This window comes from Kutzneria chonburiensis, from assembly GCF_028622115.1.
In the GTDB taxonomy this organism is placed as follows: Bacteria; Actinomycetota; Actinomycetes; order Mycobacteriales; family Pseudonocardiaceae; genus Kutzneria; species Kutzneria chonburiensis.
Map to the genome: position 1 here is coordinate 5,718,463 of NZ_CP097263.1, position 15,243 is coordinate 5,733,705.

General features: G+C 70.4%; 15 protein-coding genes. 8 read left to right on the forward strand and 7 right to left on the reverse strand.

Features of this window, described 5'->3' with window-relative positions:
- Positions 1-30 precede the first annotated feature (30 nt).
- Positions 31-1,044: an aminotransferase class V-fold PLP-dependent enzyme gene (locus M3Q35_RS25770; RefSeq protein WP_273935082.1), complete on the reverse strand. Its 1,014-nt coding sequence runs from the start codon at positions 1,042-1,044 to the stop codon at positions 31-33.
- A gap of 172 nt (positions 1,045-1,216) precedes the next feature.
- On the opposite strand from M3Q35_RS25770, the gene M3Q35_RS25775 reads away from it, so the two are divergent.
- The 8 genes from M3Q35_RS25775 (at position 1,217) to M3Q35_RS25810 (ending at position 11,568) form a co-directional block, all read left to right on the forward strand.
- Positions 1,217-1,627, forward strand: coding sequence for a secondary thiamine-phosphate synthase enzyme YjbQ (locus tag M3Q35_RS25775; protein ID WP_273935083.1), 411 nt, complete (start codon positions 1,217-1,219; stop codon positions 1,625-1,627).
- A 173-nt stretch (positions 1,628-1,800) separates the two neighbouring features.
- The gene (locus tag M3Q35_RS25780) at positions 1,801-4,716 is read left to right on the forward strand and encodes an ATP-binding protein (RefSeq protein WP_273935084.1); all 2,916 of its coding nucleotides are present in this window, start codon (positions 1,801-1,803) and stop codon (positions 4,714-4,716) included.
- Between the two features lie 176 nt (positions 4,717-4,892).
- Positions 4,893-5,963, forward strand: coding sequence for an alpha/beta fold hydrolase (locus M3Q35_RS25785; protein WP_273935085.1), 1,071 nt, complete (start codon positions 4,893-4,895; stop codon positions 5,961-5,963).
- Positions 5,963-7,942 (forward strand): GMC oxidoreductase, encoded by a 1,980-nt coding sequence (locus tag M3Q35_RS25790; protein WP_273935087.1) that lies wholly within the window; start codon positions 5,963-5,965, stop codon positions 7,940-7,942. Before M3Q35_RS25785 ends, M3Q35_RS25790 begins: the two co-directional genes overlap by 1 nt.
- Before the next feature lie 316 nt (positions 7,943-8,258).
- Positions 8,259-9,197 carry a patatin-like phospholipase family protein gene (locus M3Q35_RS25795; RefSeq protein ID WP_273935088.1) on the forward strand — a complete coding sequence of 313 codons (939 nt, stop codon included), beginning with the start codon at positions 8,259-8,261 and terminating at the stop codon, positions 9,195-9,197.
- Complete coding sequence (locus tag M3Q35_RS25800; protein ID WP_273935089.1) at positions 9,194-9,937, forward strand: condensation domain-containing protein; 744 nt, start codon at positions 9,194-9,196, stop codon at positions 9,935-9,937. The genes M3Q35_RS25795 and M3Q35_RS25800 overlap by 4 nt, the downstream gene beginning before the upstream one ends.
- 145 nt (positions 9,938-10,082) lie before the next feature.
- Positions 10,083-10,433 (forward strand): condensation domain-containing protein, encoded by a 351-nt coding sequence (locus tag M3Q35_RS25805; RefSeq protein ID WP_273935090.1) that lies wholly within the window; start codon positions 10,083-10,085, stop codon positions 10,431-10,433.
- A gap of 286 nt (positions 10,434-10,719) precedes the next feature.
- Complete coding sequence (locus M3Q35_RS25810; RefSeq protein WP_273935091.1) at positions 10,720-11,568, forward strand: alpha/beta fold hydrolase; 849 nt, start codon at positions 10,720-10,722, stop codon at positions 11,566-11,568.
- Positions 11,569-11,849: 281 nt separating this feature from the next.
- On the opposite strand, the gene M3Q35_RS25815 is transcribed toward M3Q35_RS25810, so the two are convergent.
- The 6 genes from M3Q35_RS25815 to M3Q35_RS25840 form a co-directional block, all read right to left on the reverse strand.
- The gene (locus tag M3Q35_RS25815; RefSeq protein WP_273935092.1) at positions 11,850-12,716 is read right to left on the reverse strand and encodes a Scr1 family TA system antitoxin-like transcriptional regulator; all 867 of its coding nucleotides are present in this window, start codon (positions 12,714-12,716) and stop codon (positions 11,850-11,852) included.
- A gap of 12 nt (positions 12,717-12,728) precedes the next feature.
- Positions 12,729-13,283, reverse strand: a complete 555-nt coding sequence (locus M3Q35_RS25820; protein ID WP_337960473.1) for a DUF6879 family protein — start codon at positions 13,281-13,283, stop codon at positions 12,729-12,731.
- On the reverse strand, positions 13,249-13,452 hold the full coding sequence (locus M3Q35_RS25825; RefSeq protein ID WP_273935094.1) for a hypothetical protein: 204 nt from the start codon (positions 13,450-13,452) through the stop codon (positions 13,249-13,251). The genes M3Q35_RS25820 and M3Q35_RS25825 overlap by 35 nt, the downstream gene beginning before the upstream one ends.
- Before the next feature lie 382 nt (positions 13,453-13,834).
- Entirely contained in the window at positions 13,835-14,056 is a 222-nt protein-coding gene (locus tag M3Q35_RS25830; RefSeq protein ID WP_273935095.1) for a hypothetical protein, read from the reverse strand.
- 29 nt (positions 14,057-14,085) lie between these two features.
- Entirely contained in the window at positions 14,086-14,520 is a 435-nt protein-coding gene (locus M3Q35_RS25835; protein WP_273935096.1) for a fibronectin type III domain-containing protein, read from the reverse strand.
- A gap of 76 nt (positions 14,521-14,596) precedes the next feature.
- A complete protein-coding gene (locus M3Q35_RS25840; protein ID WP_273944467.1) occupies positions 14,597-15,169 on the reverse strand; it encodes a hypothetical protein in 573 nt (190 codons plus the stop codon).
- Between the last annotated feature and the right edge of the window lie 74 nt (positions 15,170-15,243).

Below are 15,243 nucleotides of genomic sequence, written 5' to 3' on the forward strand. Positions count from 1 at the left end.
ACACGATTCGGATGGGTAGATCACCTTGCGTCACCGAATCAGTGCCGCGCTGACCAGGTCGACGTCATCAACGGTGTTACTCAGCGCGAAGGACAGGCGGACGCGGCCGGCTCGGACGGAGTGCCGGATGCCGGCGAGGCGCGAGGGATCGGCCTCGACGGAGACGATGGCGGAGTCGCCGGGCGGGAGGCCGAGGCGGTCCAGGAGTCGGTTGGCCAGGCCGACGTTGTGCCGGTAGACCTCGGCGATGTCCAACGACGCCAGCCACGGCAGGGCGACGGCCGCGCCGACGTGGGCGAACCAGGTGGGCGAGAGGTCGAGGCGGCGGGCGTCGCCGGCCAGTCGCAGGGGCAGGCCGTAGACGGTCTGCCAGGGGTCCTCACCGGCGTACCAGTTGGCGTGGATGGGCCGGGCCGAGTCGAGCACGTCCGGGTGAACGGCCATCCAGGCGGCGCCACGCGGCGTCATCAGCCACTTGTAGCCCGCGCCGACGACGTAGTCGGCCCACGCCAGGTCGACCGGCAGCCAGCCGAGCGCCTGGGTCACGTCGAGCACGACGGTGACGCCTTCGCGGTTGCGCCGCACGGCGGCCAGGTCGAGCAGCGCGCCGTCGCTGGACTGCACGACGCCGGCCGCCAGCACGTCGTGATCCGGCATGGCGTCCGGGATCTCGGCCAGTGGAACTTCGGTGATCTTGATCCCACGACGGGCCTGGGCCGCGAACGGGAAGGTGGTGCTGGTGAACTCCCCGGCCGGCACCAGCACCCGCGACCCGTCCGGCACGGACGCGGCGGCGATGGCCACCAACTGCGAGGCAGTGGCGCCGATGGCCACGTGTGCGGCGTTCGTGCCGACGAGCGCGGCGAAGCCGGCCCGAGCGTCGGCCACATGGACGTCGAACCCCGGCGGCGCGTCCGCGCCGACCCGCCAGCGCTGCACCGCCGCGGCCACGGCATCGGCGACGATCGTCGGCGGGACACCGATCGAGGCGGTGTTGAGATAGCCGGGCGGGATGTCGAAGGTCTGGCCGAAGGCGGTGCGCATCCCGCCACGCTATGCCGGCCGCTGCCCCGTGGATGCGAGGTCGCGCCGGTCTCTGGACCGCGGCCCCGCGGCGATCGAGTCGGTTCATCGATCGCCGCGGGGCAAGGGAAGAGACCGGTCACGAGCGACCTCGCCCCGCGCCGCACGCGCGGCGAAAGTACCGTTCACGGACATGCGCAGTGTGGAAATTCAGATCAGGACCGGATCGAGCGAGGTCGTGTACGACCTGACGGCCGACTGTGAGCGATTTTTGGCGCAGGACGGTGCGGTCGACGGGTTGTTGCACGTCTGGGTGCCGCACGCGACGGCCGGCTTGGCGGTGCTGGAGACCGGCGCCGGCAGTGACGACGACCTGTTGACGGCACTGGAGAAGCTGCTGCCCCGTGACGAGCGGTGGCGGCATCGTCACGGCACGCCAGGACACGGCCGGGACCACGTTCTACCTGCGTTTCTGCCGCCGTACGCGACGATCCCGGTGCTGGCCGGGCGGCTCGCGCTCGGCACCTGGCAGTCGATCTGCCTCGTCGACACGAATGTGGACAACCCGGTCCGGTCCGTCCGGTTCTCCATGATCAGGGGTTGAGGCCGAACGTCTTCTCCCCCATACGAGGGTGATACGAATCACCCGGCATCGGAATTGTCCGGTGAATTCGCATTGCGGGTTGTCACCGCCTTTCCGTCTCTTGCCCGAAACGGCCCAGGACTGGCACCCTTGACGCCGATGTTCAATCCCGTACCCCACCCTTGCGAGGTGCCGTGACCGGCCGGCGCGAACGCACCCGGGGGACCGCGGAGGACCCGGGCCGAACGCCGCTGGTCGGCCGTGGCGACGCGCTGCGCCTGGTCGACAAGACGCTGGACCGGGCCGGCAAGGGCGCCTTCCAGCTGTTGGAGCTGGTCGGCGAGCCGGGAGTGGGCAAGAGCCGGCTGCTGGCCGAGGCGGTGGCGGCGGGCCGTGGCAAGGCGATGCTGACGCTGGTCGGCCGGGCCTCGGAGTTCGAGCAGGACGCGCCGCTGGCCGCGCTGGCCGACGCCCTGGACGACCATCTGGAGACGTTGTCGGAGCGGCAGCTGTCGCGGCTGAGCGAGAACGAGCGCCGGCTGCTGGGCTCGGTGTTCGCCGGCCTGGCCACCGATGCGCCGGCTGCGGCGCCCGACCGCTACCGGCTGTTCCGCGCGGTGCGGGGGCTGCTGGAGCTGCTGGCCGAGTCCGGCGGTCTGGTGCTCGTGCTGGACGACGTGCACTGGGCCGACGAGAGCTCGGTCGAGCTGCTGGACCACCTGCTGCGGCACGCGCCGCGCGGCCGGATCGTGGTGGCGGTGGCCTACCGGCCCGGGCAGGCGTCGCCGCAGCTGAGCGCCGCGCTGGGGCTGGCCCAGCCGACGCGCCGGGTGCGGATCGACGTGGCGCCGCTGACCGAGCACGAGGCCGACGAGCTGCTCGGCCCGGACGTGAACCGCACCCGCCGGCAGGCGCTGTACGAGGCCAGCGGAGGCAACCCGTTCTACCTGGAAGCCTTGTCCCGCATGAACAATCCGCACGTCCCGTCGCCGAGGGACAGCGAGGCGTTCGCGTCGATGACGGCCGAGGTGCCGGAGACGGTCCGGGCGGCGCTGCTGCTGGAGCTGACCAGCCTGAGCGGCATCGGGCAGCTGGTGGCCAAGGCCGCGGCCGTGGTGGGCGACGAGTTCGAGCCGGCGGCCGTGGCGGCGGCGGGCGAGATCGCCGAGGCGGAGGCGCTCAACGCGCTGGACGAATTGGTGGCGCGGGACGTTGTGCGTCCCGACGCGGCTCGCTTCCGGTTCCGGCATCCGCTGGTGCGGCACGCCGCGTACGCCTCGGCCAAGGCCGGCTGGCGGATGGGCGCGCACGGCCGCGCGGCGCATTTCCTACGGGGCAAGGGCGCGCAGCCGCAGATGCTGGCGCACCACGTGGTCAACTCGGCCCCGTTCGGCGATCTGGCCTCCGTAGGCGAGTTGGCCTCGGCCGCGCAGGCGGTCGTGTCCCGTGCCCCGGCGACGGCCGCGCACTGGCTGGGCAACGCGCTACGGCTGCTGCCGGAGAACGAGGCGACCCGGCCGACCCGCTGCAACCTGTTGCTGGCCTTGGCCAACGCCCAGTTGAGCAGCGGTCAGCTCCGTGCCGGCCGGGAGACGGCCCGCGAGGCGCTGGCGTTGCTCCCGTCCGAGGACCTGGCCCGACGGGCCATCGCGGCCCGGCTCTGCGCGACGATGGAACGGATGTCGGGCTCGCGCGAGGCCGCGAAGGCGGTGCTGCTCACCGAGCTGCGCAAGCTGCCGAACCAGCTGGTCGTCGAGGCGGCCCCGCTCTACCTGCGGCTGGCCGTCGAGTACATCGGCACCGGCCAGGCCGCGGAGTGCGCCCGGATGCTGGCCCAGATGGGCAAGCTCGACCACCTGGACCCGGCGACCGCGTTCGCCGCGGCCGGGCTGGGCGTGATGCCGGCCTACATCGCCGGCGACCTGCCCGGCGCGCTGGACCTGCTGGACGAGGTCGACCGGCTGATGGCCCAGCTGACCGTCGCCGAGATCACGCCGTGGATGGACGTCACAGCCTGGCTGTGCTGGGGCGAGCTGATGGTCGGCCGGCACGCCCAGGCGCTGACCCGGCTGGACCGCGTGATCGAGATCGCCCGGTCAACCGGCCAGCAGTTCGTGCTGGCGTATCTGTTGGCGGCCAAGGCTTTCGCCCTCGGCCGGCTGGGGCGGCTGGCCGAGGCCGCGCCGGTGGCCGAGGAGGCGTGCGACGTCGCCCGGCTGGTCGGCTCGGACGAGGCGCTGACCATGTCGCTCACCTCCCAGGCGCTGATCCTGGCCTGGTCGGGCGAGTACCCGGCGGCGTTGAAGGCGGCCAGCGTCGGGGCCAGCACGAACCAGCCGAGCAAGGTCTACTGGTCGGTGCTGGCCGGCTGCGCCCGCAGCCTGGTGCTGATCTACTCCCGTGACCTGCCGGCGGGCCGTCCCGCGGTGGAGGCGGCCTGCGAGGCGTTCGAGTCCGGCGGTGTCCGTGACGAGACGCTGCTGCTGATCTGCCTCGAGGCGATGGCCCACGCCGAGGCGATCGCCGGCAACCCCAGCGCCGGGCTGCCGCTGGCCGACCGGGCCGACGCGATCCGGCATCCCGACCACGAGGTGAACGTGGCGGTGGCCGACCTGATCCGCGCGCACGCGTTGAGCGGCACCGATCCGGCGACCTCGGCCAAGCTGGCGTTGCAGTCGGCGGACACGTTGGCCAGCCTGGACTACCGGCTGGAGGAGGGCCGCGCGCGGCTGCGGGCCGGGCAGAGCCTGGCGTCCTCGGGCGACCGCGCCGCCGGCCTCAAGCAGCTGGCCATCGCCGCCGAGCTGTTCGCCACGTGCGGCGCTCGCGGCCTGCACGCCCAGGCCGCCGAGGCGCAGCGCCGCCTCGGCCAGCGAGTTCCCGTGCCGCGGCTGGGCCGTCGGCAGGAGCTGCCGTTCGGCTTGTCGGCCCGCGAGTTCGAGGTTGCCCGACTGGTCGTGGAAGGCCGCACCAACGCGCAGATCGCCGAGCGGCTGTCGCTGAGCCTGCGGACCGTGGAGACCCACTTGACCCGGGTGTTCGGCAAGACGGGTGTGCCGGCGCGCGGCGGACTCGGTCGGGTCCTCGGCCCCCATCTGGACCAGAACTGAGCGGACCGGCGTCAAAAACGGTCACGCAGCGCTGATGGGTCTCGACCTGGGCGTACCTCGTTCAGACCCTGGTCAGCCGCCGCCGAACACCGAATGTCGTGGTTTACCACGATGGAAATGGAGACGCTGGTCCGTCAGGGTGATCTAGACCATCCACCGAGTCGCTGGGGGGCGCGATGAACCGGGAAATCCCGCTGTACACACTCGAGGGTGTACGCGACGCGGACGTCAGCGTTCACCCGGTCACCACGATGGACGGCCTCGGCCTCAACCTCACCCGCTTCCGCCGCGAGGCCGGCGACGACGTGGTGCTGCTGGTGCACGGCCTGACCTCGTCGATGGACATGTTCGTCATGCCCGAGCACCGCAACCTGGTCAGCCACCTGCTGGACACCGGGTTCGGCGAGGTGTGGACGCTGGACTCCCGGATGAGCAACCGGCTGCCGTACAACAAGTCGGCCCACCGGTTCACCCTCGACGACCTGGCGCGCCACGACTATCCCGCAGCGCTCACCGAGCTCCGCCGCCACGTCGGGGGGCGGCGGATCCACGTGGTCGCGCACTGCCTCGGCTCGGTCTCGTTCCTGATGAGCCTGTTCGGCGGCTCCGTCAACGAGATCGCCAGCATGGTGTGCAACAGCGTCGGCCTCACGCCGCGGGTGCCGCTGTGGTCGCGGATGCGCCTGGTCGCCGGCCCGGACGTGGTCGAGTACGGCCTCAACCAGCCCTACCTGGACCCGCAGTGGAGCCAGGCGCCGGCGTTCACCACCGGCTGGGCGGTGTCCAAGCTGATGTCGGTGCTGCACCCGGAGTGCTCGGTGCCGGCCTGCCACATGCTCAGCGCGATGTGGGGCAGCGGCTGGCCGGCCATGTACGAGCACGCCAACCTGCTGCCGGTCACCCACCAGCGGATCGGCGACATCTGCCAGGCCAGCGGCGTGCACTACGACCGGCACGTGCGCAAGATCGTCTTCGCCGGGCACGCCGTCGCCTACGACACCGGCGAGGACTACACCGCCGACCTCGGCGCCGTGCGCACCCCGCTGCTGCTGCTCACCGGCACCCACAACCGGGTGTTCGTCGATTCCCAGCAGGTGTTCCACCGCCGGCTGGAACAGGCCGCGCCCGGCCGGCACGAGCTGCGGTCGCTGCCCGGCTACGGCCACCTGGACCCGTTCATCGGCAGGCACGCCGACCTCGAGGTCTTCCCGCACATCACCGACTTCCTCAAGCGGGCGGCCGCCTGATGGGGGCCGTCGACACCGCCGACGTGGTGATCGTCGGCTCCGGGTTCGGCGGCTCGGTCGCCGCGCACCGGCTGGCCGACGCCGGCCTGTCGGTGGTCGTGCTGGAGCGCGGCCGGGCCTGGCCGCCCGGCAGCTTCGCCCGCACGCCGGCCGACATGCACCACAACTTCTGGAATCCCAAGGGCTCCGACTACGGCCTGTTCGACGTGCTGGAGTTCCGCGGTTTCGACTCCGTGGTCTCGGCCGGCCTCGGCGGCGGCTCGCTGATCTACGCCAACGTGCTGTTACGCAAGGACGAGCGCTGGTTCGTCAAGGACGCGGAGCTGCCCGGCGGCGGCTACGAGTACTGGCCGATCACCCGTGAGGACCTCGATCCGCACTACGACGCCGTCGAGGCGATGCTCACGCCCAGCCGCTATCCGTACGACGACCCGCAGTTCAACTCCGTGCCCAAGGCCCAGGCGTTCCGCGAGGCCGCCGACGAGCTGGGCCTCGACTGGCAGCTGCCGCCGCTGGCGGTGGCCTTCGCGTCCAAGCCGGGTGGGCAGCCGGGCATCAACCTGCCGGTGGTCGAGCCGTCGTACGGGAACCTGCACGGCGTGCCCCGGCTGACCTGCCGGCTGTGCGGCGAGTGCGACTTCGGCTGCAACGACGGCGCGAAGAACACCCTGGACCACAACTACCTGTCCGCGGCCAAGGCGGCCGGCGCCGATCTGCGCACCATGTGCGAGGTGCAGGCGATCCGCCCCGGCGGCCCCGGCTACCAGGTGCGCTACCTGTTGCACGCCATGGACGGCAGCTCGGTGTCCAAGCGCATCGACTGCGAGCGCCTGGTGCTGGCCGCCGGCGCGTTCGGCACCACACGGCTGCTGCTGGGCAACCGGGCCCACCTGCCCGGGCTGAGCTCGGCGCTGGGCACCCGCTTCAGCGGCAACGGCGACATGCTCTCGTTCGCCCTGCACACCCGTCGCGACGGCCGGCCGCGCACCGTGCACGCCAGCCGTGGCCCGGTGATCACCAGCACCATCCGCGTGCCCGACGAGCTGGACGAGGACGGTGGGGTCGGCCGCGGCTTCTACATCCAGGACTCGGGCTACCCGGTGATCCTGGACTGGCTGGTGCAGAACATGGACGTGCGCGGCGATCTGTCGCGTTTGGCCGGTTTCAGCCTGAACCGGCTGCGGGGCCTGCTTCGCTGGGCCGGGCCTGACCACCTCGAGCACGGCATCGGGCAGCTCATCGGCAGCGGCACGCTGTCCAACTGCTCGCTGCCGCTGCTCGGCATGGGCCGTGACGTGCCCGACGGCGTGATGCGGCTGCGCAAGGGCGAGCTGGACGTGTCGTGGACCACCGAGACCAGCCGGTCCTACCTGGACCGGGTGCGCGGCACCATGAAGGACATCACGTCCGCGCTGGGCGGGGAGTACGTCGACAACCCGCTCTGGTTCCGCAAGCGGCTGGCCGTGGCCCATCCGCTCGGCGGCGCGCCGATCGGCCGACACCCCGGTGAAGGAGTCTGCGACCCTTATGGGGAGGTGTTCGGCCACCCGGGCCTGTACGTTGCCGATGGGGCCGCGATGCCGGGACCGGTCGGCGCGAACCCCTCACTGACGATCGCCGCGATGGCCGACCGTCTCTGCGATCATCTGTTGCTCGCGCGCGGGATGTCGGGGAGGTCACCCGCGCGCGGTGGTCCGCGCCGTTCAGGGGGAACGACGCAGACCGCTCCGGCGGCACCGGCCCGTCTCAGCGGGGTCGGACCGGTGCAGCCGCCCTCTCGTTCACCGAGGAGATGGCCGGCCAGGTCACCCTCGGTGAACGAGAGGGGCCAGTTCCGCTGCGGATGCACGTCACCGTGGCGATCGAGGACATGGATGCCTTCCTGGCCGACCCGCGGCACGCCGCGCGGGCCAGCGGCTGGCTGGACTGCCCGGCGCTGGGCGGCCGGCTGCTCGTGGCGCACGGCCTCGTCGAGCTGATGGTTACGGTCGGCGGGCGCCGGCGTATGCACTATCGGCTGCCCTTCGCCGACGACCGCGGCCGGCAGCTGGTGCTCAACGGGCACAAGGAGCTGCGGGCCGGGCCGCCGACCGCGATCTGGCCGGACACCACCACGCTGTACGCCAAGGTGCTGGCCGGCGACGTCACGCTCGGGGCCGGCACGTTGACGCTGGGCCGGCTGGACTTCTTGCGTGAGCTGACCACGCTTCGCGCCGCCAGTCCGTCGGTGCTGGAGCGGTTCGGCACGTTCTTCCTCGGCTCGCTGTGGCAGGTCTACCGGCCGAGGCTGTCGTCGTGAGCGACGAGGTCGCCCTGGTGTTGTCCGGCGGTGGGGCCTCCGCCGCGTACTTCGGCGCGGGTGTGGCGCAGGGGCTGGCCGATGTCGGGCTGCGCCCGACCGTGCTGTCCGGGACGTCCGCCGGTGGGTTGAACGCCGGTCTGCTGGCCGCTGGGCTTTCGCCGGAGCGTCTCGTGGACCTGTGGACCTCGCTGCAAGGTCATGACGTCTACAAGCCGCGGTTGGACCTGTGGCGGCTGTTGCGGCCGGCCGGGCTGGTGCGGCTGCCTACCAGCGACCTGATGGGCTACGCCCTGGACTCCGTCGGCTGGACCTGGCTGCTCGACACCGCGCCGGCCCGTCGCACGCTCTCCCAGGCTCTGGGCGGCGAGGTGCTGCGCATCCGTGACGGCGTTCGGGTGGTCATCGCGGCCGTCGAGGAGTGCAGCGGCGAGGTCGTGCACTTCACCAACTCGGCACCTTCGGGCTCCGGTTTCACCGAGGTCGCGTTGACCGTCGACCACCTGATGGCCGGGGCCGCCGCGCCCATCCTGTTCCCGCCCGTGCCCATCGACGGCCGCAGTTACGTGGACGCCGGCATGGTCGCCAACACGCCTTTGACGCCGGCCTTGGCCTACGGGCCGTCGACCGTGGTCGTCGTGACCTCGTCGTGCGGGCGGCAGTCCGGCGTGCCCGCTTCGCTCGGCGACGCGCTCGGGCTGGCCTTCGAGAACGTGGCCCGCTTCGCCGTGCTGCGGGACTACGAGCACACCCGCCAGCTCGGCGAGCTTCGACCGGGGACCGCGCCCCGGCTCGTGCTGATCGAGCCGGCCGACGAGTTCGAGGTGTCCGGCTTCGCCCGGTTCGACCCGGAGGTCGCCCGGACCGTCGTCGCGCACGGCCGGGACCGGGCCCGCGCGGCGCTGGCCACCGTCACCTCAGGGGGATCAGCATGACCGCCTTCTCGACGTCACGGTGGCCGCTGTCCGCCGCACAGCACGGGATCTTCGCCGGGCACCAGGCCGACACCGGCGGGGCCGCGCACAACGTCGCCGAGTACGTCGACATCGCCGGGACGGTCGACCATGCCCGGTTCGAGGCCGCCACCCGGCAGGCCGTCGCCGAGGCCGAGGCCTTGCACATGCGGTTCGCCGTCTCCGGCTGCCAGGACGTCGTCGCCGTGCGGCCGTTCCGTCTGGAGACCGTGGACGTCAGTGGTTCTGGGGACCCTCTCGCCGCTGCTTTGTCGTGGATGCACGCCGATTTGGCTTCGCCCGTCAGCCTCGACGAGGGTCCTTTGTTCCGTCAGGCGTTGATCGTGGTGGGACCCGATCGGGTGCTGTGGTACCACCGCAGCCATCGCATCGCCCTCGACCGCTACGGGCTGTTTCTCTTGGACCGCAGGGTTTCCGAGCTCTACCGTGGCGTCGGCGGTGAGCCGTTCGACCCCTTACGACCCGTGGTCGACGAGGACGTCGCCTATGCGCTGTCCGCCGGTTGGCGCCGGGACCGCCGCTTCTGGCTCGACCGCTTCGCTGACGCGCCCGTGCCCATCAGCCTCGTCGAGGGCACCGCTCCCCTTCCGCCGGTTTCCTCCGCCGCACCGTTTCCTTGCCCCCCACCGCTTTGGAAGACTGGGCCGAGGTCGCCACCCGTTGCCGCACCAGTTGGTCCGCCGTCGTCATCGCCGCCGTAGCGGCCTATTTGCGTCACGTCACCGGCACTTCCGAGGTGGTCTTGGGTCTCCCTCGCCTCTGCCGCCGCCGCACCGCCGCTTTGAACGTGCCGTGCTCCGTGTCCAACACCATGCCGCTGCGGGTCCTCACCCTCCCGGCGCTTCCTTGACCGAGCTCGCCGGCGACATCGCCGAGGAGGTCAAGGTCTGCCAGCCCCATGAGCGCTACCGCTCCGAGCTTCTCCGCCAGGAGCTCCACGTGCCGCGCCTGTACGGTCCCGTCGTCGACATCAACCCCATCAGCTACGAGCTGGTGTTCGACGGGCAGCCCGCCGTCGCCCACACCCTCTCCACCGGTCCCGTCGAGGACCTCACCATCACCGTCCACGGCGGCCAGGCCGGCACCGGCCCCCGCATCGACTTCGACGGCAACCCGGCGTTGTATTCGGGCGATGATTTGACCGTCCACCAGCAGGCGTTTCTGGACCTACTGGAGACCGCCCCGGCTTTCGCCTAGCTGTAGAGCGGCGCCGGCCCGGCGTCCGCCCGCCGTGCAGCAATCCCGGTGCCGGCTTGAACGCCGATCCCCGCACGGCACACCTCCCGAGCGGAACATACCGGGCACCATCGGTCGGGGTTTCCTTTCACAACGTCAACCAGCCGACTTGTGCCGTGGGGCGACACTCTCCTGGACTGTTCACGTGCCACCCAGCGGGCAACGAAGGCGGCATTCACGCCGAGCGGAACCCCGCCGATGCCGAAACTTCGGTCGACGATGACCGTGGGTGCCCGATACTGCCGGCGTGGATGAGACGGTGTTGACCGAGGACGGCATTCGACTCTGGGCTACGCGTATCGGTGAGGGCGAGCCAGTGGTGTTCTGCCATGGCGGGCCGGGGTTGTGGGACACCATGGCAGATGTGGCGGCCTCCCTGGCGGCGGTGGCGACGGTGTACCGCTGGGACCAGCGAGGGTGTGGCCGGTCGGAGCGGAGCGGGCCGTACTCGGTCGCCCGGACACTGGCAGATCTTGACGCCGTTCGAGCCCACTTCGGGTTGGAACGCATGGCGCTGCTGGGCCATTCCTGGGGTGCCCAGCTGGCTTTGCGTTATGCGCTGGCGTATCCCGAGCGCGTGACCAAGCTGGTGTACGTCTCCGGTACCGGAATCGACCTCGGATCGACGTGGCATGAGGCCTACGAACGGAACCTACGACGTGGGATCGGCGAGCACGTGGCGCGGTGGGAGCTGCTGGGGAGCATGGACCGCACCGATGCCGAGGACCGGGAGCTCTGCGTGTTGCAGTGGTCGGCCGACTTCGTCGACCGGGATCGGGCTCTCCAGCACGCCGACGACATGGCCACCCCGTGGTTCGGGGTGAACTTCGAGTGCAACGCGGCCCTCAACGCCGAGGACAAACGTGACTGGGGCTCGCCGCAACTGCGCGACCGCTGCGCGGCATTGGAGGTTCCGACCTTGATCGTCGACGGCGCGGAGGACATCCGGCCGCGCTCGGCCGTGGACTCGTTGGCCCAGGCCCTACCCGCGGTGTCGCGGGTTTCCCTGACCGGCGCGGGTCATCTGCCCTGGGTGGAAGACCCGACCGGATTCCGGTCCGCCGTCGGCGGATTCCTGTCGGGTTACCGCGCCTGAGAGGCAGCGACAGCCCGATGTGTCACCGCGCCCTGTCTGATTTGCCGCGCCGCACGGGCGGCACCGACCATGGCGCCGGCGTGACGGGTCGACAGATACAGGAGGCGGACCAACCCACGCACTGCGACGCCAGCCATACCGCACAACCGGCCCGCCGCTCGCGCTCGATGGCGTAGGCGTCGCCACCGTGGGCGTTGCCGGTCGCGGTCATCGTGGACACTCCCCTGAAAGGAAACGACAGTACCTACGACCGTAAACGAACCTCTTATGCTGCAACAGTTCTAGTTACGCTGTTGCATAATCTCGCCCGCGGCCCGCGACAACCAGGCGGTAGCGTCATTGCCCCGCAACGACTTCGACAGGAAGTACTCGAAGAGGTTGGCCAGATACGCCAGGTCTTTGGGGTCCCGCACGACAGTCGTGCCGGTCGAGGTCTCGGTCACCGAGATCCGATCGTCGTAGATCACGAAGTAGTTCAACGGCGAAGCCTCGACCACCAGGTCGTGATCGACCGACGGCGCCAGGACAGCCAGGTCGATACTGGGGCAGGTCGACAGCGCAGCCAGGTGGGCAATCTGCCGGGCTCGGACATCCCTCGCTACCCGCGGCCACCGCACCGCCTGCTCGGTCAGCACGAACACGAACCGCCGACCCAGAGCGTCAAGCCCGGCCTGAGCGGCCATCCGCGCCTTGACGGCCTTCTCCACGTTCCGTGCCACCGCCCCCGGCACCACCGGTGTGAGGGTCGCGCGGGCATACTCCTCCGTCTGCAACAGAGCGGACGGGATACCGGGCATGAACTGCCGAACCACCGCCGAGGAGGCGACCAGCGCGGCAATGTCGTCCTGCGTACGCCACAGGCCACGCTCGGCATCGGCACGCTTGGAGGTGTAGCCGATCGATGCGACCCGGGCGAGCCTCATCACCCGCGCCACCGTCTCCGTGGTGGCATTGAGCGCGGTCAGGATGCGCTCGACGTCATCGAGCTTGGGACGGAGCTTGCCGCGCTCGATCCGGGAGATCTTGGATTGGGACATGGTGCAGCGGGCCGCGAGCCGTTCCCCGGAAAGGTTCGCCGCCTCGCGCAACGACCGCAGAGCCTGCGCCAGCTCGTGTTGCTGCTGGCTGTGCCGTTCAGGATCAAGCACGCCGCCCCGCGATCACGTCTTGAACCGACGCGCCCGGCCTCGCGCCACTACCAACAACTCGCGGAGCCGGACCGCTTCCTCGGGGTCGGCGAGAACACGGTCGATGATCGTTCCGTCCGGGCGGAAGTTCAGCCATACCACCGACAACCCGGCCGACCCGTCGCCGTCGGTCTCGAAGACCCAAAAGTCCTGCGGTGGCAACCCGAGTTCTTTCGCGGTGGCCGCCTCGAGCAGGTACAGGACTTCCCCGGCAGCACTGTTGGCAGGGAACGTCCACGCGTGTTGGTACTGCTGGTACTCCGTCAGCGGCTCCGACTCGACCCGCACGCGCCCGATGGTTTTGCCCTCGGCGGTCCAGGCCCGGATACGGTCACCCCAGGCGGCGTTATGCTCCGTCGGACGCGGTTCACCCGCTCGCCACCGATCGATCTTCGGTCGCTCGCTGGCCACGGTGTACGTAGGCTGGGCCTCCAGTCGCCACGCCGACCGGCACCGAGGAACAGGTCGGACAGCTCGGCCGACTCCAATACGGTCACGAGCCGGCGCCCTCGAGGTGCGCGACCGCATCCCGCAGCACCGACAACGGCAACTTCACCGCCATCTCGCCAGGGCCGAGATGCACGCCATCGACCCCCGCGACCGGAATGCCTTGCGCCAGCACCACGCCGGGTTCGTCGGTCGCGTACACCGCCGGACACTCCGACTCGTCGCACCCACTGATCTTCGTCGCCTTCACACCCCCAGAGATACCACGGCAAACGTGCTGGTCAGAGCCTTAGTCGCGGTCACGACTAGAGCGGACCCGAACGGCGTAACCCGCTGGAGGGTGCCGACTCCACGGAAGATGCCCTGACAGTGGGTTGCCGGTCCCAGGGGCGGGTGGGTGGGGCATCCAACGCACGCAAACGCCGGAGATCCTCCGGCACGGCTCTACCTTCGAGCGCTGTAAGACCCTAACCCGGGTTACCTCGTACGTCCTGCGGACCGCAGGACGGCGAGCCCGTTCCGCCCCGCCCGCCCACCGCTGACCACGTCAACCAGCCGACCTGAAGCCCCGAAAGGGCGGGTGGGTGGGGCGCCCGACGCACTCACGTCCCACCCACCCGACGACCGACCCCCTACTCACCCCCGGTTCGGCGAGTGACCACATTGGATGGTGGGCCGTAGTAGAAGGCCCGTACGCGATAAGACGCCGTGTTCTCGTCCGGCAGAGTGATCAAGGGGAAGGAGTTGATGTCCCGGTCCAGCACGGCGACGACCTTGTAGTCTGCGGCGCCGGCGGGCTGATCCTCGAGCAGGTAGCCCTCCTCGTCGGCGGCGTTGTCGGTCCAGGTGAACAAGATGCCGTTGGACTGAAGGACTTTCGCCTTCAGGTCGGTGGGGGCGGCGGCGCCGGTGCGGACGGGGTGGGTGGCCGCCGGCCCGCCGGGCAGGGTGGCGGGGAAGGCCAGTCCTTGCTGTCGTTGCCGGCGGACCCACCGGGCACGGTGACGGTGACGGCCGTGGAAGCGGGACCGTAGTAAGGCCGCAGGCGGTAGTAGAAAGAGGTCTGCGGCATGAGGTCGGGATGGACGTAGGAGTCCTGCCGCACGGGCATGAACTGGAGGGTGGTCCACGGACCGTCCGCGGCGGTGGCGAACTCGATGATGCGGCCGGCGGCCGAGGGATCGGTGCCGGTCCAGTTGAGGCGGATGTCCACGGGGGAAGTCATGGTGGCGGCCAAGGAGACCGGCGGAGCGGCGGTGGAGCAGGCGGTCAGCGCGGCCGAGAAGGCGGCGCAGCACAACACGAGAGCACGTTTCACAGGGGTGGCCTCGGCGATTCGCAGGGAGGGACCGCCCGACCCGCTGAGCCAGGGAACGGGCCGGGCGGTCACCGGCTCACTTGGTCCAGAACTTGATGTTGCTCCACGTCACCGAGATCGGCCCCTGGCCGCTGGCGGTGCGGTACGCCCCGAGCTTGTCGTAGTAGCTGCCGCTCGGACTGGACATGGTGTTCTTCAGCGACCCGTTGATGTAGGTCCGGTGCGACGACCCCACCTGGTTGACGGTATTCACACGAACGGTGGTGCCGACGGTCGCCCCGCCGGAAATGGTGGCGCCACCCTCGACGCTGTACATCCGACCACCGGACTCGACGGCGAGCAGGAAGAACGGCCCACCGGCGAACGTCTGCTTCAGGCTGATCCGACTGCCGCCCATGCTGTTAATTTTGAAATAGCCCTCGAACTGGTGGGTGCCGCCGCTGTAGGTGTCGTAGCGGCGCTCGGCCCGCTGCTCGCCACTGCTGGACGAGCAGGTCAGCTTGAACGTGGAGCCGCTGACCGAGCCACAGCCGACCTGCTGGACGTTGTAGCCGGGGCTCCACGTTTTCCAGGTGCCGCTTTCGACCTGGGCATAGGCGTTCGGGGCGAACACGAGCAGGGATGCGGCGGCCAGAATACCGCCGAGCATGCGAATCCTTCGAGACACGCACAGCCTCCTTCACCCGTATCCGCTCGGAATTTCGTCAGGGCGAGCGGAACCAC